The following is a 23,286-nucleotide window of genomic DNA, read 5'->3' as shown; positions in this document are numbered from 1 at the left end:
ATACTATGGCATCACTCCTATTACTCCACCCACCCTTGACAGATTTTTACACCTTCTGCGGCATTAGTTGTAAATGCGTCTGCACCTATTTGCTCACAGGATTCTTTTGTAACAGGATTTCCGCCAATAATAATCTTCATATCATCTCTTAATCCTGTTTTTTTAAGTTCATCCACTGTAACCTTCATAGAATCAAGAGCTAAAGTAAGTACGCCACTCATTCCTAAAATTTGAGGCTTAATTTCCTTTACTTTTTCTATGATTGCAGTGGCAGATTGATCTATTCCCAAATCATGCACTTCAAAACCTGCTGCTTCTCCCATACTTTTGAATATATTTTTACCGATGTCATGTAAATCTCCCTCTACTGTAGCAAGAACCATTTTCCCGATCTTTTCTGTCGTACCTGAGCCTATAACAGGCTTTAGTGTTTCAATAGCACTAGTTAATACTTCCCCAGCAAAAATCAAGTCGCCAACAAAATACTCGCCCTTGTCAAACAAGTCCCCTACGATAGCCATTCCCTGTTGACATGCCGCGACTACCTTTTGTGCGTCTTCCTCACTTGGCTCTGTTGCTACAAATTCATTTAACATCTCCAATACTAAATCCTCTTCAAGATCTCCTACTGCCTGTGTTATTACATTTAAATCCATTACTGCACTCGTCATTTTCAAATCCCCCTTTAAATTATTTTGAGTTTATTAAAATATTTTTTGATAACGTTTGCACTAACTAAGCTTCATCGGTCCAATCTTATTCTTTCTATACGCTGTTGCATACTTTCTACAATGTTTATCTCTACCTAATAAGGCTTCTGTTGCTAGAAGTGTAGCCATCATCTCTCTATTGCAAGGATCCATAATAGCTGAGTCCATCCCAACATAGGTTGCTATCGTTAAAAAGTTTTGATTAACAACTTTTCTCAGTGGCATACCGAATGAAATATTACTTAACCCTGAAGTGATTTTGATAGTAGGGTACATTCCCTTTATCGCTTTTAACGTCTCAACAAAATTCATTAAGGATATATTTTCTGTAGAAAGTGCCATTACCAAAGGATCAATATGTATTCTGTCGGGTGTAATCTCATACTTTGCTGCTTTTTCTACCATAGTTTTTGCTATGTCTACTTTTGTCTGTACATCACATGGAATTCCATTGCTGTCACAGGTTAAACCAATTACCTGCCACGCTGTTCCTTGCATTAAGGGATAAATAATTTCGCACTTTCCGCCTTCTTCTGAAACAGAATTTATGATACCGGGTTGTTTGATATATTTTAATACTGCCTCTATTGTTCTAGCATTTGGACTGTCAATACATAGTGGCTTATCAACAGCATTTTGAACAATCTCTATTAACCATTTTAATGTTTCCACTTCAAATTCAGGTGCAGTACTGGCACATACGTCGATATAATCTGCTCCTGACTCCACTTGCTTTATAGCACGTTCATGAATAAATGCTTCATCTTTTTCTTGGATAGCTTTTTTTACACTTGGAATAGTGCCATTAATCTTCTCTCCAATAATAATCATGAAAATCCCCCTTCATTTTGCTTTCGCACACTTGTATATACAGGTATATACTTTATAGTTTAATTATATCAGCTGTTATGAATATGTCAATATATTTGAGGTTTTTTTTTTAAATATTGTGAATATTCTATCGATTAATTTTTGTACGCTCTTTAGTCTTGTGGATTAGGTAAAGAATATCTATTTTGGCAAGAAGATCGGCGGAATCAAAAAAGCAATCTATCGTCCTGCATTCACAGGGTTCAAGGTTGCTTTATATCTATTTAACTGCAAAAGCTTGTGCTTTTCCGAGGTCTCTAAGATCAAACTTGCCTAATTTATATGCTATCCCTTTAGTTTCTGCTTCAGTTTTAAAGAGAGACGACAACTCATAAATATTATATTTTATTTCTTTCTTTTTTAAGAGAAAAACGTCCACTGGGTCGATAGGTTATCTCCAGTACGTTATTTTCTTTCCAGTCATACCACACGATTTCTTTCCAATAGATAAAACCTGTATCTGTTGTGATTCCTCTTTCTCTGATCTCTTTATTATTATGATACTTATATATGTATTGAAGAGAGATCAGGACCCATACTGCCGGTGGCATGATCATACGTATTGGATGCATATAATCATATCTCTGTATATTCACTCCTCTCTCGATTAATAAGAAGAGCCATACACAACCTAACGCGATCCTAAAAAACATAGAAGACTTATTATTAAAGTCTTGGGATGCTTTAAAAAGTGATCCACTATTTTAAACAAGTGTGGTGCCTGGGAAGCCTCTGAAAAAGTAAAGCTATAGAGAAAACATGAAATATAATGATTTATATAATCTACCGAAAATTAAATAATCTTATAGCATGGATACTTTTAGCTAAAACTAAGGGGATATACCATCAATACGGTGCTCATTATGTAGGTTCGTTTGAACTAAAATTCATGATTTTATAAATTCACTCTTTTTTCGAAGGTTACGAAATTTGAAGTTAGAAGTAAAGCATTGCAATAGTGCCTGCAAATATTATTGTAAGTATCGTTCTTTGAATCCACAGAGCAATTAATTCAATAAATTTTATAGGTATTTGAGTAGATAATATACAAGGAATAAAACCTGCAAAAAAAATAATCATGGAAACTGGCATTACAGCGATTAAATACCTCGTTTCCAATGCCGCCCCCTGCTCTGCCGCGATTACAGCTGGTAGAAAAAGGTCTAAAATTGAAATTCCACTTGCTTCCATCGCTATTTTTATATCAGGAATATTAACAAGTTTTAAGAAGGGATAGTGAATGTATCCTAAATAAGTAAAAAAGGAGCTAGTTTGGTTTATATACAAACCTATTGATGCAAAAAACATCGCCCCACATAACAACCCTGATAGAATTTTATAGCTCTCTCTCAATATAAAGCATAACCTTTTCTGTATTGGCTCAGCTCTTTCAGCAACAGCTAACCCTGTAGCATATGCATTCTTTATTAAATTACTTTTAAATTCATGTTCTGGTTGTGGTACTACTTCAGCATGATACTTACTTTCTTTTTTATTAAGGGGCCATAATCTAATAGAAATAAACGTTACAAAAAAAGTAATTGTTAGACTACTCCAAAAATAAAATGTCCAATACTCCATGATGTTTAACGTATTGGCAAGCACCATCAAAAATCCTATCGAACAAGTACAAAACCCTGTCCCCATAATTACGGCTTCTTTTTCAGTTAATTTTCCTTCCTTATACATACTATCTACAGCAATGTGTCCTACAGAAAAATTCCCTAAAAAAGCCGTTACAGCAATAATTGCAGATTTTCCTGGACATTTAAAAAGAGGCCTCATTATTTTCTGTAATAAGATTCCTATAAAGTCAACGAATCCATAGTCCAGTAAAAATGGTAAAAACAATGCTGCTACAGGTATATTTATTGTAATAGGAATTAATAGCTTATATAATACAAATACGCCAATAGATTCATCCAATAAAAATTCTGGTCCCACCCCTACCATTGTAAACAATAGAAAAGCAAATCCCATTATTTTACATATTGAAAAAATAACTACAACAATGCTCCTATTATAATTAGATCTATTACGAATAATATCTATTACACAATAACTACTGATTATTAATATGATATAAGGCAGTATAGAAAACAGCCTTGTTGTTAAAAAATTCGATAGATGGTTTACAAATATAGTACTTTCTTCTCCTATTCTTATGTTGATAAAAAAAGAAAAGATGCCTATTAAACTCATTATGATCATTTTAAATGAAGCTTTTAAATTACTCTTTTCTATAGAATCAACATTCATAATACCAACTCCCAAATAATTGAGGTGCAAATCAAAACAATATTTATAATAAAATTGCCTCCATAAATTACCCTACTCTTAATTTGATATCCTTATCATCCTATAGGCATTTGTTATGGAGGCCACTGAACTATTAATTTTTTTTAAACATTATTAATTCACTGGATTTTCTGAGGCTTTTCTTTGTTGAATTTCTAGCTGCATTTGAATAATGTTTTCATTATTTAACTTATAGAAGAACATTCCAATGATACCGAGTGCAACAAAAAATGCTGGAAGTAAGGTTATTAGCATATTTATGCTACCTACTAATTGCGTTGTCGCTACCGAATCTGCCATATAGCCAATTGCTGCAAGACCATATCCAACTGCTGCTCCACCAATAGCAATACCTATTTTTATTGGTAACGAAAACATTGACATAATAAAACCTCTTGCATTTTTTCCAGTTTTCCATTCCCCATAATCAACAGCATCTGAGTACATGGCTGCATTTAAGTTGTTTCCAAATGCAAAACCAAAGTATCCAATTGTCATAAGGACAATAAACGTCATAGCATTATTAGCAATTAGCCAAGCTAATACTAAGCTTAAAAGCAAAATCCCTAAACCGCATAGATAAGTATTTCTTTTGCCAATTTTTTGGGCTAAAGGCGCAGCGACAGTAGTCCCCACTAGCATGGCTATATTAACACTGGTGAAAAAAACAGATATCATCAACATATTATCTACAACATATCTAAAATAATAAGCTGCCAATCCATACAATGTAAACATACTAGTCCATCTTGTTATTTCTGTAAACATCAGTATAAGAAGTGGTTTATTTATAAAGACTTGAGAAATCATTTCATTAGTAGATAGCTTTTCTTTTTTAGTATTTGTATCCCTACTGGTATCAAAATCTTTCGAAATATTAGCTACTATGTAAAACCCAATAAGCATGAGTGATGTGAAAATAATAGTTGTTATAAAGAAACCTCTACCTTCATTCCCACCTCCTAAAAAAATGATCATAGGCATTGCAATCACACTAAAAATAATTTTTCCAGCGGCATTTGCTTGACCTCTTCTAGAGGCAAGAAGCAACCTGTCTTTAGGCTCTGTTCCCAATATAGGTATAAGAGACAAATAGCTAGTATAGCCTAGGTTAACGCATACATGGGCTATTATATAAGATCCCCCTAAATAAATAGCTTTTGCTACAGGACTTATATTAAGATTTGTAAACATTAAGATAAAGAAAAGAAGTATGAAGGGAGGGCTCGCTAAAATCCAAGACCGATATTTTCCCCATTTCATATTACTTTTTTCAATGATTGCTCCAGCAATTGGTACAGATATAGCATCTACAATTCTGGCAACCAAAAGAATGGTACCCATAGCAGCTGCCCCTATATAAGCAACATCAGTAAGAAAGTAGGAGTAATAAGTTGTTGCTAATGTCATCATTATTATGAACCCTAATTCTCCGAACCCATAAGCGTTTATAATTCCTTTCCTAATTCTTTCAGACATTTTACATTCCTCCAATTTGAATTTCTATACTTTTTTGTCATAAGCGTTGACTAGTGTAACTATAAATTAAGTTAACGCTTATGACTTCCTTATAATACTAAAGATAAAATAAAGTTAAATAGCATATCTTCGTATTTTTGTAGCTTCGGTGCCATCATTGGTTCTAAGCTCTCTTTGATTTCAGGATTATCGGCTTTATACTCCTCCCAGGTCTTATAGTATTTTGATTCCATCTTCACCACCCCCTAATATTTTCCATTTTTATAGACATAATTTAATACAGCTTTTAAATTTTCAATATTAACGCTATCTGCAGTAATTGCAACTTTATCTAAATCAAAATAGTATCTTCCTCCAGGTGCTAATATATCTAAATGTTCTTTAACCTTATCTATACACTGTTCTTTTGTTCCATTTCTTAGTAGAGAAATCGGATAAAAACCACTAAGGATATGCTTGTTCCCTAGCTTTTCCTTGACTAGCTTAGGATCTCCATATTCAAATCTCATCCTTGTATTTTCAGGTAGTTCATATAAATAATCTAGATATCTCATCCAATCATGCTCCACAAACAGATAAACACCTTGCCCTTTAGCTGCAAGGGATTCAACCATTTTCTTAAAGGTAGGCCAATAGAATTTCTCAAAATCCTTTTGTCGCATATACGGAGCCATATGCAGTGGTATCATTGTTTCTCCATCTATCGATGGAACAGCTGGTGTCCCTTTCTTTATCATTAAAGGTGTTACAGCTTCACAGGCCTCTAAAACCTTCTGGGGATGTCTTCTTATATCATTAGAAATCCCCTTAAATCCTCTTATAATGTCAGCTACAAAGTCATAAGGTGCTTCACAGAAGCTCCCTGAGTTTGCTGGAAAAATGGCATATCCATGTTTCTCTATCATTTTTGATTTTATCGCTCCAAAGTTCCCAAATTCATCATAAAATGCCTTCATTCCTTTAGCTAAATTCATAGCCTTGGTGTTTGAATCTGTGTCCAACTTTGTATACAGTCTCGGCAATATTTTTTCCACAATGCAATCATATGGTGAAGCAATAAACTCATCATATTCTTCAGGCTCCAGACCATGAAGTTCTGGATGCTGTATGAACCCTCCTGAGCTCATGACAAAGGTTTTTGCACCTAACAGCTCATAAAAAGAAATAAATCGATTAGCAGCAATAGGGGGTATATCAGAAACAAAGTCCGTACATACTTTATCAAAAACTTCTTCAAGTTTTTCAGTCTTCCATTGGACTTCTACTAAGTCCATTCCAGCATATTGCGTGCAAAATTCTGGATAAAACTTAACGCCGATCGGTACTCTTTTAGGTATTTTTCCCCTGTATAAATCCTTGAATAATTGCGTTCTTTCTTGAGATAAAGCGATTTCATTTTCCATATTAACTCACCCACCCCTGACAGATTTTCACACCTTCTGCTGCATTGGTAGTAAAGGCATCTGCACCTATTTGTACACAGGATTCCTTAGTAACGGGATTTCCACCAATAATGATCTTCATATCATCTCTTAAGCCTGCGTTTTTAAATTCATCGACTATAACCTTCATAGCATCAAGGGCCAAAGTAAGCACCCCACTCATGCCTACCACCTGAGGCTTCACTTCTTTCACTTTTTCTATAAATGCTTTAGCCGATTGATCTATGCCTATGTCATATACTTCAAAGCCTGCCGCCTCTGCCATACTTTTGAAGATGTTTTTACCGATATCATGTAGGTCTCCTTCTACTGTACCTAAAACTATTTTTCCTATTTTTGCTGAGGTTCCTGAACCTAATACAGGTTTCAAAGTATCAATAGCACTGGTTAGTACTTCTCCAGCAAAGATTAAATCTCCAACAAAATACTCCCCTTGATCAAATAATTCCCCTACAGTAGCCATTCCTTTTTGACATGCTTCTACAACTGTTTGAGCTTCCTCTTCACTTGGTTCTGTTGCTACGAAATCATTTAACATCTCTAATACTAGATCTTCATCAAGATCTCCGACTGCTTGTGTTAATACGTTTAAGTCCATTGTTGCACTTGCCATTTTAAACTCCCCCTTTAAAATTTGTATAATTCTATTAAAATCTTACTATGTTATCGTTTGCATAGAAATCATCTATGCTTTTGCTGTCTCTTTTACTTTAATGGGTCCAATCTTATTCTTTCTATAAGCTGTTGCATACTTTCTACAGTGTTTATCTCTACCTAATAATGCTTCCGTTGCTAGAAGTGAAGCCATCAGATCTCTATTGCAAGGATCCATAATAGCTGAGTCCATTCCAACATAGGTTGCTATCGTTAAAAAATTTTGATTAACAACTTTTCTCAGTGGCATACCGAATGAAATATTACTTAACCCTGAAGTGATCTTGATAGTAGGGTAGATTCCCTTTATCGCTTTTAACGTCTCAACAAAATTCGTTAAGGATATATTTTCTGTAGAAAGTGCCATTACCAAAGGATCAATATGTATTCTGTCGGGTGTAATATCATACTTTGCTGCCTTTTCTACCATAGTTTTTGCTATGTCTACTTTTGTCTGTACATCACATGGAATTCCTTTGCTGTCACAGGTTAAACCAATTACTTGCCACGCAGTTCCTTGCATTAAGGGATAAATAATTTCGCACTTTCCGCCCTCTTCTGATACAGAGTTAATAATACCAGGTTTGTTGGCATACTTTAAAACTGCTTCTATTGTTCTTACATTTGGACTGTCAATACATAGTGGCTTATCAACAGCATCTTGAACAGTCTCTATTAACCATTTTAATGTTTCCACTTCAAATTCAGGTGCTGTGCTTGCACATACATCAATATAATTTGCTCCGTCCTCCACTTGTTTTATGGCACGCTGTCGAATAAATGCTTCGTCTTTTTCTTCTATGGCTTTTTTTACACTTGGAATAGTGCCATTGATCTTTTCTCCAATAATAATCATAGAAATCACCCCTTTTATTAATTAGTTACGCAAAACAGAATATTATAAAAATAGTAAATTTTCTATATTTACTATTATGTTAATCCCATCCTTCAAAAAAGTCAATAGAAAAATTAGTAAAAATAAAAAATTTACTAAAAATTCGTTTTTTTTTATTAATATGTTATAATCTATATATCTAAAAAAAGGGATTGATTTTTATGCAAAAAACAAAAGGTGAAATAACAAAAGAAAGAATTTATATTACTGCCAAAGAGATGTTCTACAATAAAGGGTATAAAAAAACTACAATGAAGGATATAGCCGATGAACTTGATATATCCTTAGGAAACTTGACCTATCATTTTAAAACCAAAGATACGATTGTCATAAATATTTTTGCTGATTATTTAGACAATATTTATGAATTTATTTGGGATAAAGTAGATAGTAGTGCAGACGCTTATTATAAACACTTTTTTGTAACTATAGTGTTTTATAAAGTTATTTTAACTAATCCAAATAACAAAAGATTTTTTGGTGAAATTATGAAGACAAAGTCTTTTTATAAATTATTATCCGATAGAATTAGTAATATTTATCAAGGTTTTATCCAAGACTACCATCTGAGAGTTTCTCCATCTCAATACAAGGGAATTCTATTAGCCGATTTTGGTGCAAGAAGAGAGGTTATGTTGAGTTACTTAGAAGGAACAATTAAAATGCCTATAGAGGATTTGGCTATACTTATATTTTCTAATACTAGTAAACTGTTAGGAATTCACGAAAAGATTATTTTCAAAACATCTCATAACGCCTATACTGCAAGCAAACAGTATGATTATTCACAAATAAAATTACTTATATAAATTGAGAAGTGGGTAGATAATTATTTTACCTACCCACTTCTAATACCACCGTACGTACGGTTTCATATACGAGACGGTTCTACTCAATGTTTCTTAGCCTAAATTTATGATAGGTTTTCCTCAATTCAAATGTATCTATGATTTGGTAATTGATTAGAATTGCAAATAATAGTATCAGTGCCACGATTACATTACCTAGATATGTAATGATCCTTTTATCTCTTAACAATGCTTTCCCCTCTAGGGTAGATTGCATCTTGTCCGTATACATTTTAGCACCACTTAAGGTGATATAATCTTCTGCTACAATGATGCGAATTTGGGTTTTGCATAACCAGCTATAGAACCTATCAAATCTAGTCATCTTTTAAAAATTTCATTGAAATTACCTCCCATTTACATTTAATTATGTTTCCCAAAACAAATCATTTAAGGTCTTATTCAAGGCCTTGGCTATTTCAATACATAGTTTTATTGAAGGATTATACTTTCCTCCTTCAATAAGACTAATGGTTTGCCTAGTAACACCCACAATATTAGCTAAATCTTCCTGGGTAAAATCTTTTTCCACTCGAGCTACTTTCATTCTACTTACAGCCATATCATCCCTCCATACATTACATATTTCAATATAATATATTCATAATGCACTATATATATTGCAAAAGTCAAATATATTATCAATATACTTCATCTAATTATCAATGCCTTTTACGCCCAGCCCTATTACGATTTTTATTATCTTTTTATGATAGCATTGAGGACCCCAAGGAAATTAAAGTGCAATTTGATTATGATTGGTTTGAGAAGCACATAAATCAGTAAATGGATCCTGGTTTGTAAAATCCTTTGTGTCTCTGAGCAATCGATTTTTTTGTTTCAGATAAAGAAAAAACCCCTTATGACTTTTCATCAGAAGGGGTTTTCTATCATTATAGAGGCATTTTGTTTAATTTTACAGTTTTTTATGCACTCTTATTAAAGAATTGGCGTGGGTATCTTATTGACGCCACCAGGTGTCAGTTTCTTTTCATAATCATGTAGATAAGGTACGGTTTCCCGGGCCCAATCCAGTGCCTCTTTATCAATAGCTCGAATGAGCAACTCTTCTTTTCTATCCGATGCCTCTGCTAAAACATCACCTAAAGGGCTCACTAGCTTGCTTTTACCACAGCTATTATTACCAACGGTATTGACACCGAAAACATAGACAGTATTATCCAAGGCCCTTGCAGGCAATTGAATATCCCAACGATGAGAAGCTGACAGACTCCATACCGAAGGACAAACAATCATTTCCACTCCCTGTAAAGCCAGCAAACGACTTGTCTCAGGGAATTCCATCTCGTAGCAAATCAAAATACCTACCTTCCCTATCTTCGTATCAAAAACTGGATATTCAATGTTTCCTTCTTCAAAAATTTGTTGTTCTCGCCCCCAAAGCAGACTTTTATGCACTGTTCCTCTTAGTTCTCCTCTGTGATCGATTACCGCAGCGGCTATATAGAGCTTTTTATCTTCTGTTATTTCAACAAATGGACAAATAATTGAAGCATTAGAACGAAGTGCCTGATCTTGCATCAACGTAACGGTTCTCCCATCCTTATGTTCAGCCAATTGTTTGAAAGACTCCTTAGACAGATAGTACCCCGTGGTCCATAGTTCTGGCAAAACAATTAAGTCTACCTCTTGGGCCGCTGCCTGTTGAATAAAATGCTGTCCACGCTTAAGATTAGCCTCTACGTCATTCATAATAGGTGTCATTTGAATTCCTGCTACCTGAAACACGTCATCATCTCCTCTCTCAGTGATCTAAGTCTGTGAACCCCATAGCATTCTATATATCTGCATTGGATCTCTTTCACATTTCAATATTGTTATCAATCCTTAAAAAAGTCATTGAAAATCAACATTAGATTTGCTTTAAGGTGAAAACAGTACAAAACAGGGCCAGGCTTGATAAATTGACATGATTTCTCTTTTGTCAACTGGTCAAGCCTGACCCCAAACTCCCGTTATGAAACATTCAGATTACGTACCACAAAATGTTCGGTAAGGACGATTTGATGGTGCAGGGGGCATGCAGTATTCTGCCTGTTCCGGTGAGTGAGCGTAGGGCTTCGAAAGCACATTGAGAAGCTGCTCCATCACACTGTAATCCCCTTGTTTCACCGCGGCATCTAGTGCAGCTTCTACTCGGTGGTTTCGGGGGATTACCCCAGGATTGCTATTTTGCATCAACTGCTGGGAAGCGTCTTTCGATTCCTGCTGTCTATTGAGTCTCGCCCGCCACAGCTCATGCCACTGGGCAAATTCTGTGGTGCCAAACAGGGCCGTGCCCTCCAGGGTTTCAAATGACAATGCTCTGAATGTATTGGTATAGTCTGCATGATTTTTCTCCATCATCTTGAGCAGTTCCTCAATCAGGGATTCATCTTGTACCTCTTCATTAAATATTCCTAATTTGGCTCTCATTCCTGTGAGCCAGTGACTATGATACAACTGGATGAATCTAGAAATTTCATCCTGTGCCAGTTTGACAGCCTCATCCTGATCCTCATGTAGCAGTGGCAAAAGGGTTTCAGCAAATCGCGCCAGGTTCCATCCCGCAATATGGGGCTGGTTGCCATAAGCATAGCGACCTTGGCGATCAATGGAACTGAATACTGTTTTAGGGTCATAGGAATCCATAAAGGCGCAAGGACCATAATCAATTGTTTCTCCACTAATGGTCATGTTGTCGGTGTTCATCACCCCATGAATAAAGCCAACAAGCTGCCATTTAGCTATCAACGCTGCTTGGCCCTTGATTACTTCCTGAACCAAAGATAAGTAGGGGTTCTCAACAGCGCCTACCTCTGGAAAATGACGTTGTAATGTATAGTCAGCCAGAGCCCTTAGTTCCTGAACGGTTCCCCATTTTGCAATATATTCAAATGTTCCCACCCGCAGATGACTAGCCGCTACACGGGTTAGAATTGCACCGGGTAGATCGGTTTCCCGGATGACTGCTTCACCGGTTGTCACCACTGCTAGGCTTCGGGTGGTGGCAATACCTAGGGCATGCATTGCTTCGCTTATGATATATTCCCGTAGCATCGGTCCAAGTGACGCCCGACCATCACCTCCCCGGGAATATGGTGTTGGGCCTGAACCCTTGAGCTGAAGATCAAACCGTTCACCTGAGGGGGTGATTTGCTCACCAAGGAGCAGTGCCCGACCGTCTCCTAACAAGGCAAAATGCCCAAATTGATGGCCAGCGTAGGCTTGAGCAAGAGGCAAAGCACCTTCAAGAGCTCTGTTGCCAGCAAGTACCTCTAAGCTATCCTTACTTTGCAGAGCTTCACTATCCAACCCCAATACTGTTGCCAATGGTTCATTAAGAATAACCAACTTCGGTGCGGATACTGGATTTGGGGTTATGATAGTAAAAAATTGTTTGGGTAAATGTGCATAAGTGCTGTCTAAATTCCATCCTGTTTTTATTATTTCTTTTGTCTTTGTCATGGTATCTCCTTTTCTTTTTTGTCTTTTTATAATTAATCGAGGAAATTGCATATTACTTTTAATGAATGACCATTTCAGAAGATGTAAAACATAACTCAAACTTTAAATATGCAATTCCTCAGTTTTCTGAGTTTATATTATGTGTTCAATTACTTGTTTGTATAATAGTATTATATCCTGCCTAGGTACATGGTAACCATTTTCAGCTTCATATTGCTTAATTTATGTAACGACAAGCTTACGTTACTAGCCACACAATCGAATAATAATTTGCGGAAAACTTTATAAAAAAATTTCTCTATGGCAGTTTACAAAAGAAGAACAGATATAACAACAGATTTCAATAAAAAGGGGCTCTATAAAATGAGCTCCTTTTACCAAATTACAGATTGATTTGGATTTCCTTTTTTCCAAGATAGGCCTCTAGAATCGATTTATCTTGAATTAACTCCTTTGCATTCCCTGCCTTGGTTACCTTTCCTTGTTCTAGTACATAGCCAAAATCTGCAACGGATAGGGCTTTATATGCATTTTGCTCTACTAATAATATGGTTTTGTTCAATTTCTTTATATCTTCAATAATTTCAAAAATAGTCTTGACCAATAGGGGCGCCAACCCTAATGAGGGTTCATCTAGCAATATCAAGTCAGGATTACTCATGAGACCTCTACCCATGGCCAACATTTGTTCCTCACCACCACTTAGGGTCCCTGCCATTTGAGTTAATCTCTCTAACAATCTGGGGAAGAGCTCATAAACCTTTTCAAGGTCCTTTGCAATTTGTTCTTTATCTCTTCTCAAATAGGCACCCATCATCAAATTTTCTTTCACAGTTAAATTTGCAAAAATCAGACGACCCTCCGGCACCTGACAAATCCCTATTTTAACAATATGATAAGGAAGTTTAGGGATTTCTTTTCCCTTATAAAGGATGGATCCTCCTTTTCGTTTCACCATACCTGAAATCGTATTTAAGAGGGTTGATTTTCCTGCTCCATTTGATCCAATGATGGATACAATTTGCCCCTCTTCAACGGCTATTGAAACACCCTTCAAGGCATGGATACCTCCATAATACACACTGAGATTATCAACCTTTAACAAATGATTTCCTCCTCCCCAAGATATGCCTCAATGACTTTAGGATTACTCTGAATTTCTTGGGTGTTTCCCTCTGCCAGCTTTTTTCCAAAATTCAAAACAACAACTTGATCACAAATACCCATGATGAGATCCATATGATGCTCAATCACAAGGACTGTCAAATCGAATTGCTTCCTAACTTCTTTGATTAACTTCATCAACTTTATGGTTTCATCAGGGTTCATGCCAGCAGCGGGTTCATCTAAAAGCAAGAGTTTTGGATGAAGGGCTAGGGCCCTTGCAATTTCCAATCTTCTTTGCAAACCATAGGGTAGGTTCCCTGCAACTAAATCCTTTCTATCGGTCAGTTCCATAATATCCAGTAGGTCAGTCACCTGTTTATGGAGCTTTTTCTCTCCTTCCCGATATTTCTTATTTCGTAAGACAGAGTCCATAATTGTATAATTTGTATTGTAATGACATGCGGTCAAAATGTTATCATATGTTGATAATTCTTTAAAGAGGCGGATGTTCTGAAATGTTCTGGTAATCCCTGCATCTGCAACCTGAAAGGGCTCTAAGTGATTAATTGGTTTGTTTTCAAAAATAATATCCCCCTCAGTGACCCTGTAAATACCAGTTATTAAATTGAATATTGTTGTTTTTCCTGCACCATTGGGCCCGATCAAACCTAAAATGCTGTCCTTTTCAAGCTTTAAATCCATATTTCCTACGGCCGTTAATCCACCGAATTTTTTCGTTACATTCTTAAGCTCTAAAAGTGTCATTTATTATCTCCCCCCAGGGAATGTTTTTTATTACCTAATGATAAAATATGAGAGATAAGTTTTTTGATGTTTGTTGGGGTTATTTCATATCCCCCCATTAATCCCTGGGGTCGGGTAATCATAATAAAGATAACAGATGCACCATATACCACCAATCTCCACCTTGCAAATGTTCTTAATAATTCCGGCAATGCAGTTAATACAATGGCACCAATCACACTTCCGGAAATACTGCCCAGACCCCCAAAGATGACAATAATGGTCAATTCAGTGGACTTGATCAGTTGAAACATTTTAGGTTGAATGAAACCTGTGTAATGGGCAAGCATCCCTCCTGCAATGCCTGCATAGGCAGCACTAATGGCCAGAGAGGTTAGTTTGTACTTAAATACATTGATTCCAATGATTTGAGATGCCAGCTCTTCTTCTCTAATGGCCTTCATATTTCTGCCATGTCTGGATCTAATCAGATTCACTAATATAATAACCCCGATAATATTCATCACCAGTACATTTGTCAGATTTGTATAGAGTGGTATACCCGGCCACCCTCTGGCTCCTCCAAAGTATTGCACATTGTCTAGTATCAGACGAATGGCTTCTCCAAAACCAAGGGTAGCAATACAAAAGTAATCACCCTTTAAATTGAGGGTCCATCTGCCAATAAAAAGACTCACCAATGAAGCCACCATTGCGCCGATTAATAAGGCGGGAATAAAGGGCAGTCCAAATTTAACCGTCATGGAGGCAGTTACGTAAGCACCAATGGCCATGAAGCCTGCATGTCCAAATGAAAACAATCCTGTAAAACCCGTTAGCAAAGAAAGACCCAGTACTGCCATTAAATTGATCCCTGATAAGATTAAAATTCCTTTTAGATAAAACCAATCCATCACAACACCCCCTATGCCTTATCCTCAGTTGGTTTACCCATGAGACCAGAAGGACGAATTATTAATACAAGGATTAACAACACAAAAGCGATCAGGTCTCGATACTGAGATGAAATATAACCAGCAGTTATTGTTTCGATGGTACCAAGAAGTACGGAACCGATCACTGCACCGGGAAGACTTCCTAGACCTCCAAATACTGCAGCGATAAATGATTTCATGGTGATAAAACCAATTTGAGGATAGACCGTATATTTCATGCCAAAAAGCATACCCGCAATTCCTGCCAAGACGCCTCCTAACCCAAAAACAATGAATATAATTCGATCAGTATTAACCCCCATCAAAGCGCTGGCTCTTTCACTATATGAGGTTGCTCGAATCCCCATACCCGTTCTTGTCTTTCCGATAATGTACATCAAAATAGATAGGCTAATGGCAGATATGATAAACATCGTTATGTCTAGTCTTCCTATGGAAATCGCCCCAAAACTAATGGGTGCTGAGTCAAAAACCCTTGGATAGGTTCTAAATGTAGGTCCAACTGTTGCGATTACAATATTCTCTAAAAATATAGATGCACCCATGGCTGAGATAATAAAATACAAAAAGGGGGCATTTCTTTTTCTCAAGGGTCTATAGGCAATTCGTTCCAATAAAATCGCTAAAATACCCGAGCCTGCCGCTGCCAGTGCAAAGGCCGCAATAAAGGGTAAGTTTAGGGCTGTCATTGCATAAAAACCAAAATACGCCCCAATCATAATGACGCCACCATGGGCAAAGTTACTAAAATTCATAATACTATATACTAAAGAATACCCTACCGCCATTAGTGCATATACACTTCCAATAGACAATCCATTGATGAGTTGCTGTATAAAAGTATCCATTATTTCCCTCCCTTAGTACATCGTTATTCAATACATTAGATTCAGAGGCGATTTTGATTTTGATCCCCCTCTATCTGATGGGAACACAGTGATGTCATATTTCTATTGAAAATATTTATTGAACAGAGAAGTGATACTCTTCTCTGTTCAATAAAATGAAGTGGTCTACTCTTTGATTCTTTTATTTAGCTGAGTATTTTTGTTGGAAGACATACTGACCATTTTGGATCTTGATAATGGCAGCATCTTTGCCTTCTGGATTATGGGTCTCCTTACTGATGGTGATTTGACCAGTGATTCCTTTCACACTGACAGTTTCAAGGGCATCTCTGATGGCTTCTGAATCTGCTACCCCTGCCTTTTCAACAGCACTCTCTAATACCGTAAAAGCATCATAGGCTAAATAACCGTTCAATTCTACTGGAAGGTTATATTTAGCGGTGTAAGCCGCTTTAAAATCTTGTACATCTGGGTCATCGAAATCTAAGTGATTGACAAAATAACTTCCCTCGACAGCTTCAGCAGCCATTTCAAGTAACACATCTGAAGGCCATCCATCGCCACCTAATAATACTGCATCAATTCCCAATTCCCTTGCTTGGTTTGCACTTAGGGCTACTTCTTTGAAGAAATAAGGCATAAACACAACTTCTGGTTCAGCTTGTTTAATTTTACTAAGCTGTGGTCTGAAGTCAACGTCTCCAAATTTAAAGCCTTCTTTAGCAACAATGGTACCACCGTTTTCTACAAAATGCTTTTCAAAGAATTCTGTTAACCCTTGGGAGTAATCATCTGCCACATCATACAGAATGGCTGCCTTTGTCAATCCCAGTACATCCAGAGCATATCCAGCTGCAACTGCTCCTTGATATGGATCGATAAAGCAAACTCTAAAGTTGTAGGGCTTAACGTTTCCACTTTCATCTATGGTAACCTTTGGGTTTGTTGCCACAGTCGCAATGTCAGCTACCTTCATTTCTTCAAGAACCGAAGAGATGGCAATCGCCTGACCACTGGCATTTGGTCCAATAACAGCAACAACCTTATCTTGAGAGGTTAATCTTCTAACCGCATTCACTGCCTCCATAGCGTCACCACGGGTGTCATACCCAATGACTTCAATGGTTTGACCTAACCATCCACCTTTTCTGTTGGCTTCTTCTACCATCATTTTTACAGTATTGAATTCACATGTACCCCAGACTGCTTGATCTCCAGTAAGAGAACCCATCCAGCCTATTTTAATAACCTCACTTGTGTCAGTTTCAACTTCGCCAGTGACTTCAGGTTGCCCTATAGCAGTTTCAGGAGCCTTTTGTGCACATCCAGTTACTGAAAGACTTACTACCAATAATGAAATAAGCATTAAAAATAAAAGTTTTCTTTTCATTACGTTTCTTCCCCCTTATTTTTTCTCTCAAAAACCACTACTTAAATGCAACAGCCACCTCCTTGCTTCAATATTACCTGTGATCCTCAAACATCATTCTCTTCGTATTGAATCAATTTATGCTGGTTTTATGATTATTATTCAATAAGAAAAAAATAAAAAAAACGGCTCCGTAGTAAAGATAATATTTTAGATTTTTTATCATTTCATGGCACAATAAAAGACTGGAAGTTAATCCAGCCTTTCCTCATTTTGATTAGCAAATTGTCTTTCTGCCTCTTCAATTATTTCTCTAGGTATCAGATCCCCGGTGTGTACATACAAATATTCATCATCTATATAATCATCTTCTGGTGTTCCTATCTCCGAACCCATTTCCATTTTAAACTTTTCCATGGCTTTGACTGCATTCGCATCTAATATTCTTTTCCTCTTCAAAATGATTCACCTCTTTTGTATTTAATAACCTTATTTTCTGTAATAGGCTTATTTAAATACAAGGTAATTAAAGGTGGTATTTTAGAAAGTCTCATGTTTTATGTAATACTGATCATTTGTTATCTTGAAAGAACAAAATTGGCTGGAAATAAATCCAGCCAAATTAATCAGGTCATTTTACATCTATTTTTTAAAACATTTGAAATGTCTGTTCCATACTTTTTATTATGGATTATGTTATTTTGTTTAAGAGTTTAGTAAGACTATCCTTAAGTCTCACAGCTTCTTCTATATTTAGCTGGGTTTCACAAAAGACCTTTTCAGGTATTTCTACTGCTGCATCCTTTAATTCTCTACCTTTATCCGTAAGAGTAACGATCATTATTCTTTCATCTTTTGTAGATCTTTTTCTTGTTATTAGTTCTTTGGACTCTAACTTCTTTAGAAGTGGCGTTAATGTGCCAGAATCTAGATATAGTTTTTCTCCTAATTCCTTAGCTGTTATTTTGGGTTTTTCCCAAAGAACAAGCAAAGTTATATATTGGGTATAGGTTATATCCAGTTTTGTTAAAAAAGGTTTGTATAGCTTTATTATTTCTCTTGAGCATGCGTACACTGAAAAACAAAGCTGATTATCTAGTTTCAGACCATCGTAATCATTCATAATAAACCTCCTAATATAATTGAATTATCCACAAATCATTGTTGCCGATTAAATTGTACTCAATTTAGTTTAGTTTGTCAATACTATTTATTTTCAAGTCTTCATTCACGACCCTGTTTATATCCTCTAGGTCAATTTACTCCCTCCCAATCTTCCAGTCATATTTGGTAGTTGAAGTGATTGCTCTTTTAATTTCCTAATAAAAAAACACCTTGCTTTTTAAGGAGCATAGGTGTCGTGATACATACATATTCAGAATACATATTCATCACTTTTCGTCACAAATTGAGCTAATTGTTGCTTGAGATATTAGAAAATGTCCTGACTACTGTCGGTTATGTTGCTGAATTACCTGATATCATCTCAACAAAAATGTCTACGATATATGGATCCAGCTTATAACCGGCTTCTTTCTTAATCCGAGCAATCGCATCTTCTTTGCTCATGACATGTTCATTTGTCAGCTTTAATCCATTCACATCTCCTACAATGATTGAAATGGGAGTGATGCTTTTGCTGTCTAATTTCCTCTTCAAAGTACATCCGGTTATAAAGTCCTGTTAGGGAATCATGAGAGAGTAAATATCGCAAATCTTGTTCCTTATGATCTAGAATCGTTACACAGCTATCATTGCAAAAAGGACAGATTTCATATTGAAAGAGATTGGTCAGGCTTTGATTACTGCTTATACTCATTTCAACGATGTTTTGCTCATCTTTTCCCTTTACATAAGCCACAAGTAACCGATCTAAGTATTGACTCATTTCGATTACCTCATCATCGAACCCTTCACCATCATAGTGAGTAAGCATCTTCTCCAATTGCCGTCTCATATTTTCAATTTGATTTAAGAGGTCTTCTTCTCCTTTAAATTCTACGAATTTTTCTATGTTTTTTTCTTTACTCATGTTTTTCTCCTCATTTACCGGATATGACATAAGAACACTGGATTTAAACATCTCATATATTATTTATGAAAATGAAAAAAGCAATATATGTTGCGTTTTTCAACTACACCTCGCTTATCATTGTGTAGTTCCAAAACTGAGACCATAGCGCATCAAGTTTCGTATTATTCAACTTAACATTAGATATAATCATATCAATAACTTGATGGTACTCAAATCTTTTATACAATTCTAAATACTCATTTGAGAGTCTACTGTCATCTAATATTTTTCTATCTAGGCATTGATTTATGATTTCTAACATTGTCTTTTCCTCTTCATTCTTCCAAAAGTTATATTTATCTTTAATCACAGTAGATAGCTCTTCTGTTTGAAAAAGATGATATCTCAGTAGAAATTTTTGTTTTGCCATGTTTTGTGTGTAGAATTCCAGCATATTTTTGTATAAATGATATAATTTCATTTTTGGAGAAATATTCTGTTTCAACTCTTCTATATCCTCAATGTATTTAATCTTCTCATGCCAAATATCATCATAAATACTAAGAAATAATGCTTCTTTAGATTTATAATAGAAGTATAATGAAGCTGGTTTAATATTTACTTCCTTACAGATATCTCTTATGCTCGTTGCTTCATATCCTTTTTCTAAAAATAAGATAAATGAAACCCGTATAATTTCATTATTTGTTTGGCTTTTATCTTTGGTCACTTTCTTCACCGCCCATTCTAATGAACACCTAATCACATTGGAGATTAATATTAATCTATATCATCATGGCCTACCGTACAGCTGTTAGGTTAATTATATCACTGTTCTGCAATTCGACACAATGTTATTTAGCGAACAATCGTTAGACATAAATCGACTTAAAATGCAAATAGCACTCAATGTAGAGTGCTATCTTAGGCTATCCTTCTAAATAAGATTCAAGCATTTCATAAAGTTTTTCTAAATCAAGGGGTTTTGGCATATAATCATTTATCCCCGCTTGAATACACTTATTCTCAATTTTATGATCTACATATGCTGTCACTGCAATAATCGGCACATCTTTCATGGGCCCCTTTGCCATGCGAATACTTTTTGTAATCTCAAATCCATTTAAATCTGGGAGTTGTATATCCATTAGAATCAAATGAACTTTCTTATTTTCCAAAATATCCAGGGCTTCTTTTGCATTATACGCAGCTAAATATTGATACCCTTTTTTTGTAACGATGCTTTCCATAACCTCTTGATTCATAATATTGTCTTCAACGCATAAAATGACTTTGTTTGAGTTCTGATTGCTATATTCAACTTTTTCTTTAACAATATCATGGTTTTTAGTATTAACATCCTCTGTCCTTGATTTTTGCAATTCGCAGGTAAACGTGAATATACTTCCTTCCCCAAGCTTACTTTCAAAACTTATATCTCCTTGCATTAATAGGGCTAAATTTTTTGAAATTGCGAGACCTAGTCCTGTACCCTGGTATTTTTTCCTGGTCGATGAATCCTCTTGACTAAAATCCTCAAATATTTTTTCTTTGAAACCATCTTTAATCCCGATTCCTGAGTCTTTTACATTAAACTGAATCTTTTCAGTATGTTCATCAAAAGAAATTCTATTTACCCTAAAAGAAACAAATCCTTGCTCTGTATACTTAACGGCATTACTGATTAAGTTTGTTAGTATTTGTTTTAGCTTTAACTCGTCTCCAATAACCTGTGGATTAATATTTGGATCTAAGTAATAACCTACTTCCAATCCTTTGGCATTTCCATCTACCAAAAGACCATGATAAATGCTACTGATCATTTCCGTTAAATTAAAAGGCTCATTATTTAATTTGAAAGTCCCAGATTCTATTTTAGAAATATCTAATATATCATTAATAATTCCAGCCAGGGTGTGTGTAGATTCTTTCAGCATATTAATATACTTATTTTGCTCCGCGCCCACATCGGTTGATTCCAGAAGCTGCACTACGCCAAAAATCCCATTCATAGGTGTTCTGATTTCATGGCTCATGTTGGCCAAAAACTGTGATTTTGCCTTGTTGGCATTTTCCGCTTCTTCTTTTAGTAATTCTAATTGTTTGTACTTTTCTTTCAATTCTTCTTCTATTATTTTTCGATCTGTGATATCTTCAAGCGTACCCATCATCCTAAGTGGATTGCCATCCTCTCTCCATTCTATTATCTGTCCTTTCGCTCTTAAGTATTTGTACGTATTATCTTTGCATTTCATACGAAACTCATCGATATATTTTTCACCGCGAGAATGCTTATTCAGTTTATCCTTTACATAGGGAAAATCCTCTGGATGGACCTTACTCATCCAGTCTTCATAGGTATCGTTTAATTCACCTTCATTATATCCTAGGATCTCTTTCCAAAGATCAGCACTAAAGATTTTGTTATTTTCTATATCCCAATCCCAGATTCCAAAACGACCTCCCTCAAGTGCATATCTCCAGCGTTCTTCATTTCGCTTTAACTGTTTAGCCAATTCCTTCCTCTGGGATATATCTTTATACACTCCTAATACACCAATCAAAACGCCATCAGGATCATAAAAAGGAGAAACTGAAATAGATACATCAATCGCATTACCATTTTTATGCAATCTGATAGTTTCTAATCTTTCAACAACATTGCCTTTCCTCACCTCAAATATTTCATTTTCAAATTCCTTTATCTTTTCATTTGGGACCAATATTTTAATGTTTTGCCCAACTATTTCTTCTTTTGTATATCCAAGTTTTTCTTCCGCAGCTTTACTCCAAAGAGATACCTTTAAATCTTTTGTAAATGTTACAATGGCATCATCAAGAATATCTAATGACACAGAAAACATCTCTGCATCTTTTGCTATTTTATCTATATGGGAAATATCTCGAATGATACTCACAACGTTACCTTTCGATTGTTCACCACTATATCTGGATCTTACTTCCACTGGAAATTTAGTCCCATTTTTTTTATAATGATATGTCTTAAATTCAATGCCCCTTAGCAATGCTTGCTTTAACTGTTCTTGGACAGGTTCCTCTATATCCTGATTTCTAAGATCGAAAACACTTAAATTCACTAGTTCTTCATAAGTGTATCCATAGGTTTCAACTGCTCTTTTATTACCATATACAATTTTCCCATTCTTATCAACGATAAGAATAATATCCATTAAGTCCTCAAGAACATTTTTATAATTTGTATTTACTTCTTCCTTTTTCATATCATCCATAAATATCCCCCCATCACTTCTATATGCTCAAGTATTTCCGATGTATTGCTCATCTCATTATCATATTGAAATGTCACCTTTTTATTTGCACTGTTTCTATAACACCTTTATTCTTATTGTACTTCATTTTATTGCATTACTTTGTATTTTTTTGTGTTTTTTTATCGAAACAGTTTACTAATTTTGTAAAGAAGCAAAAAAACAGGGCAAATCACTTTATCCGTGTCTACCCTGTCTTCATATTCCTTTGTACTTTAAATCAATCACTCCTAGTCACCAGCTGACGCAGCATTTCTATTAACTCTCTTAAGGAGAGTTTCCAGCTTCTGGTGT

General features: G+C 35.6%; 24 protein-coding genes. 1 reads left to right on the top strand and 23 read right to left on the bottom strand.

The window, feature by feature from the left end:
* Positions 1-20 precede the first annotated feature (20 nt).
* The 9 genes from AMET_RS10335 to AMET_RS10300 form a co-directional block, all read right to left on the bottom strand.
* Complete coding sequence (locus AMET_RS10335) at positions 21-671, bottom strand: cobalamin B12-binding domain-containing protein (protein ID WP_012063233.1); 651 nt, start codon at positions 669-671, stop codon at positions 21-23.
* Between the two features lie 60 nt (positions 672-731).
* Positions 732-1,541 (bottom strand): methyltetrahydrofolate cobalamin methyltransferase, encoded by an 810-nt coding sequence (locus AMET_RS10330; protein WP_012063232.1) that lies wholly within the window; start codon positions 1,539-1,541, stop codon positions 732-734.
* 377 nt (positions 1,542-1,918) lie between these two features.
* Positions 1,919-2,152, bottom strand: a complete 234-nt coding sequence (locus tag AMET_RS10325) for a DUF5673 domain-containing protein (RefSeq protein ID WP_041720624.1) — start codon at positions 2,150-2,152, stop codon at positions 1,919-1,921.
* Between the two features lie 364 nt (positions 2,153-2,516).
* A complete protein-coding gene (locus AMET_RS10320) occupies positions 2,517-3,839 on the bottom strand; it encodes a YjiH family protein (RefSeq protein ID WP_012063230.1) in 1,323 nt (440 codons plus the stop codon).
* A gap of 153 nt (positions 3,840-3,992) precedes the next feature.
* The gene (locus AMET_RS10315; protein WP_012063229.1) at positions 3,993-5,357 is read right to left on the bottom strand and encodes an MFS transporter; all 1,365 of its coding nucleotides are present in this window, start codon (positions 5,355-5,357) and stop codon (positions 3,993-3,995) included.
* Positions 5,358-5,446: 89 nt separating this feature from the next.
* Complete coding sequence (locus AMET_RS26255) at positions 5,447-5,590, bottom strand: hypothetical protein (RefSeq protein WP_198135419.1); 144 nt, start codon at positions 5,588-5,590, stop codon at positions 5,447-5,449.
* Between the two features lie 12 nt (positions 5,591-5,602).
* Entirely contained in the window at positions 5,603-6,760 is a 1,158-nt protein-coding gene (locus AMET_RS10310; protein WP_012063227.1) for a uroporphyrinogen decarboxylase family protein, read from the bottom strand.
* A 1-nt stretch (position 6,761) separates the two neighbouring features.
* Entirely contained in the window at positions 6,762-7,412 is a 651-nt protein-coding gene (locus AMET_RS10305) for a cobalamin B12-binding domain-containing protein (protein WP_012063226.1), read from the bottom strand.
* Positions 7,413-7,484: 72 nt separating this feature from the next.
* On the bottom strand, positions 7,485-8,309 hold the full coding sequence (locus tag AMET_RS10300) for a methyltetrahydrofolate cobalamin methyltransferase (RefSeq protein WP_012063225.1): 825 nt from the start codon (positions 8,307-8,309) through the stop codon (positions 7,485-7,487).
* 200 nt (positions 8,310-8,509) lie between these two features.
* Between AMET_RS10300 and AMET_RS10295 the strand changes: the two genes are divergently transcribed.
* Positions 8,510-9,157, top strand: coding sequence for a TetR/AcrR family transcriptional regulator (locus AMET_RS10295; RefSeq protein WP_012063224.1), 648 nt, complete (start codon positions 8,510-8,512; stop codon positions 9,155-9,157).
* A gap of 79 nt (positions 9,158-9,236) precedes the next feature.
* Here the strand turns inward: AMET_RS10295 and AMET_RS10290 are convergent, their stop codons facing one another.
* The 14 genes from AMET_RS10290 to AMET_RS10225 form a co-directional block, all read right to left on the bottom strand.
* The gene (locus AMET_RS10290; protein WP_012063223.1) at positions 9,237-9,521 is read right to left on the bottom strand and encodes a hypothetical protein; all 285 of its coding nucleotides are present in this window, start codon (positions 9,519-9,521) and stop codon (positions 9,237-9,239) included.
* A gap of 42 nt (positions 9,522-9,563) precedes the next feature.
* Entirely contained in the window at positions 9,564-9,758 is a 195-nt protein-coding gene (locus tag AMET_RS10285; RefSeq protein WP_012063222.1) for a helix-turn-helix transcriptional regulator, read from the bottom strand.
* Positions 9,759-10,135: 377 nt separating this feature from the next.
* The gene (locus tag AMET_RS10280; RefSeq protein WP_012063220.1) at positions 10,136-10,945 is read right to left on the bottom strand and encodes a nitrilase-related carbon-nitrogen hydrolase; all 810 of its coding nucleotides are present in this window, start codon (positions 10,943-10,945) and stop codon (positions 10,136-10,138) included.
* Positions 10,946-11,188: 243 nt separating this feature from the next.
* Complete coding sequence (locus tag AMET_RS10275) at positions 11,189-12,715, bottom strand: protein adenylyltransferase SelO (RefSeq protein WP_330368742.1); 1,527 nt, start codon at positions 12,713-12,715, stop codon at positions 11,189-11,191.
* 331 nt (positions 12,716-13,046) lie between these two features.
* A complete protein-coding gene (locus AMET_RS10270; RefSeq protein ID WP_012063218.1) occupies positions 13,047-13,769 on the bottom strand; it encodes an ABC transporter ATP-binding protein in 723 nt (240 codons plus the stop codon).
* A complete protein-coding gene (locus AMET_RS10265; protein WP_012063217.1) occupies positions 13,763-14,536 on the bottom strand; it encodes an ABC transporter ATP-binding protein in 774 nt (257 codons plus the stop codon). Before AMET_RS10265 ends, AMET_RS10270 begins: the two co-directional genes overlap by 7 nt.
* Positions 14,533-15,429, bottom strand: a complete 897-nt coding sequence (locus tag AMET_RS10260; RefSeq protein WP_012063216.1) for a branched-chain amino acid ABC transporter permease — start codon at positions 15,427-15,429, stop codon at positions 14,533-14,535. Before AMET_RS10260 ends, AMET_RS10265 begins: the two co-directional genes overlap by 4 nt.
* A gap of 11 nt (positions 15,430-15,440) precedes the next feature.
* Positions 15,441-16,319, bottom strand: a complete 879-nt coding sequence (locus AMET_RS10255; RefSeq protein ID WP_012063215.1) for a branched-chain amino acid ABC transporter permease — start codon at positions 16,317-16,319, stop codon at positions 15,441-15,443.
* Positions 16,320-16,500: 181 nt separating this feature from the next.
* The gene (locus AMET_RS10250) at positions 16,501-17,709 is read right to left on the bottom strand and encodes an ABC transporter substrate-binding protein (protein WP_012063214.1); all 1,209 of its coding nucleotides are present in this window, start codon (positions 17,707-17,709) and stop codon (positions 16,501-16,503) included.
* Positions 17,710-17,940: 231 nt separating this feature from the next.
* Positions 17,941-18,147 carry a PLP-dependent aminotransferase family protein gene (locus AMET_RS10245; protein ID WP_012063213.1) on the bottom strand — a complete coding sequence of 69 codons (207 nt, stop codon included), beginning with the start codon at positions 18,145-18,147 and terminating at the stop codon, positions 17,941-17,943.
* A gap of 232 nt (positions 18,148-18,379) precedes the next feature.
* Positions 18,380-18,811 carry a MarR family winged helix-turn-helix transcriptional regulator gene (locus AMET_RS10240; RefSeq protein WP_012063212.1) on the bottom strand — a complete coding sequence of 144 codons (432 nt, stop codon included), beginning with the start codon at positions 18,809-18,811 and terminating at the stop codon, positions 18,380-18,382.
* 453 nt (positions 18,812-19,264) lie between these two features.
* Positions 19,265-19,720 (bottom strand): aspartyl-phosphate phosphatase Spo0E family protein, encoded by a 456-nt coding sequence (locus AMET_RS26250; RefSeq protein ID WP_041720623.1) that lies wholly within the window; start codon positions 19,718-19,720, stop codon positions 19,265-19,267.
* Positions 19,721-19,823: 103 nt separating this feature from the next.
* Positions 19,824-20,432 carry a TetR/AcrR family transcriptional regulator gene (locus tag AMET_RS10230; protein ID WP_012063211.1) on the bottom strand — a complete coding sequence of 203 codons (609 nt, stop codon included), beginning with the start codon at positions 20,430-20,432 and terminating at the stop codon, positions 19,824-19,826.
* A 199-nt stretch (positions 20,433-20,631) separates the two neighbouring features.
* Positions 20,632-22,953 (bottom strand): PAS domain S-box protein, encoded by a 2,322-nt coding sequence (locus AMET_RS10225; RefSeq protein WP_012063210.1) that lies wholly within the window; start codon positions 22,951-22,953, stop codon positions 20,632-20,634.
* Positions 22,954-23,286 lie beyond the last annotated feature (333 nt).

The organism is Alkaliphilus metalliredigens QYMF (genome assembly GCF_000016985.1).
Lineage (GTDB): Bacteria > Bacillota > Clostridia > Peptostreptococcales > Natronincolaceae > Alkaliphilus_A > Alkaliphilus_A metalliredigens.
This window is presented reverse-complemented; position numbering and strand designations above follow the sequence as displayed.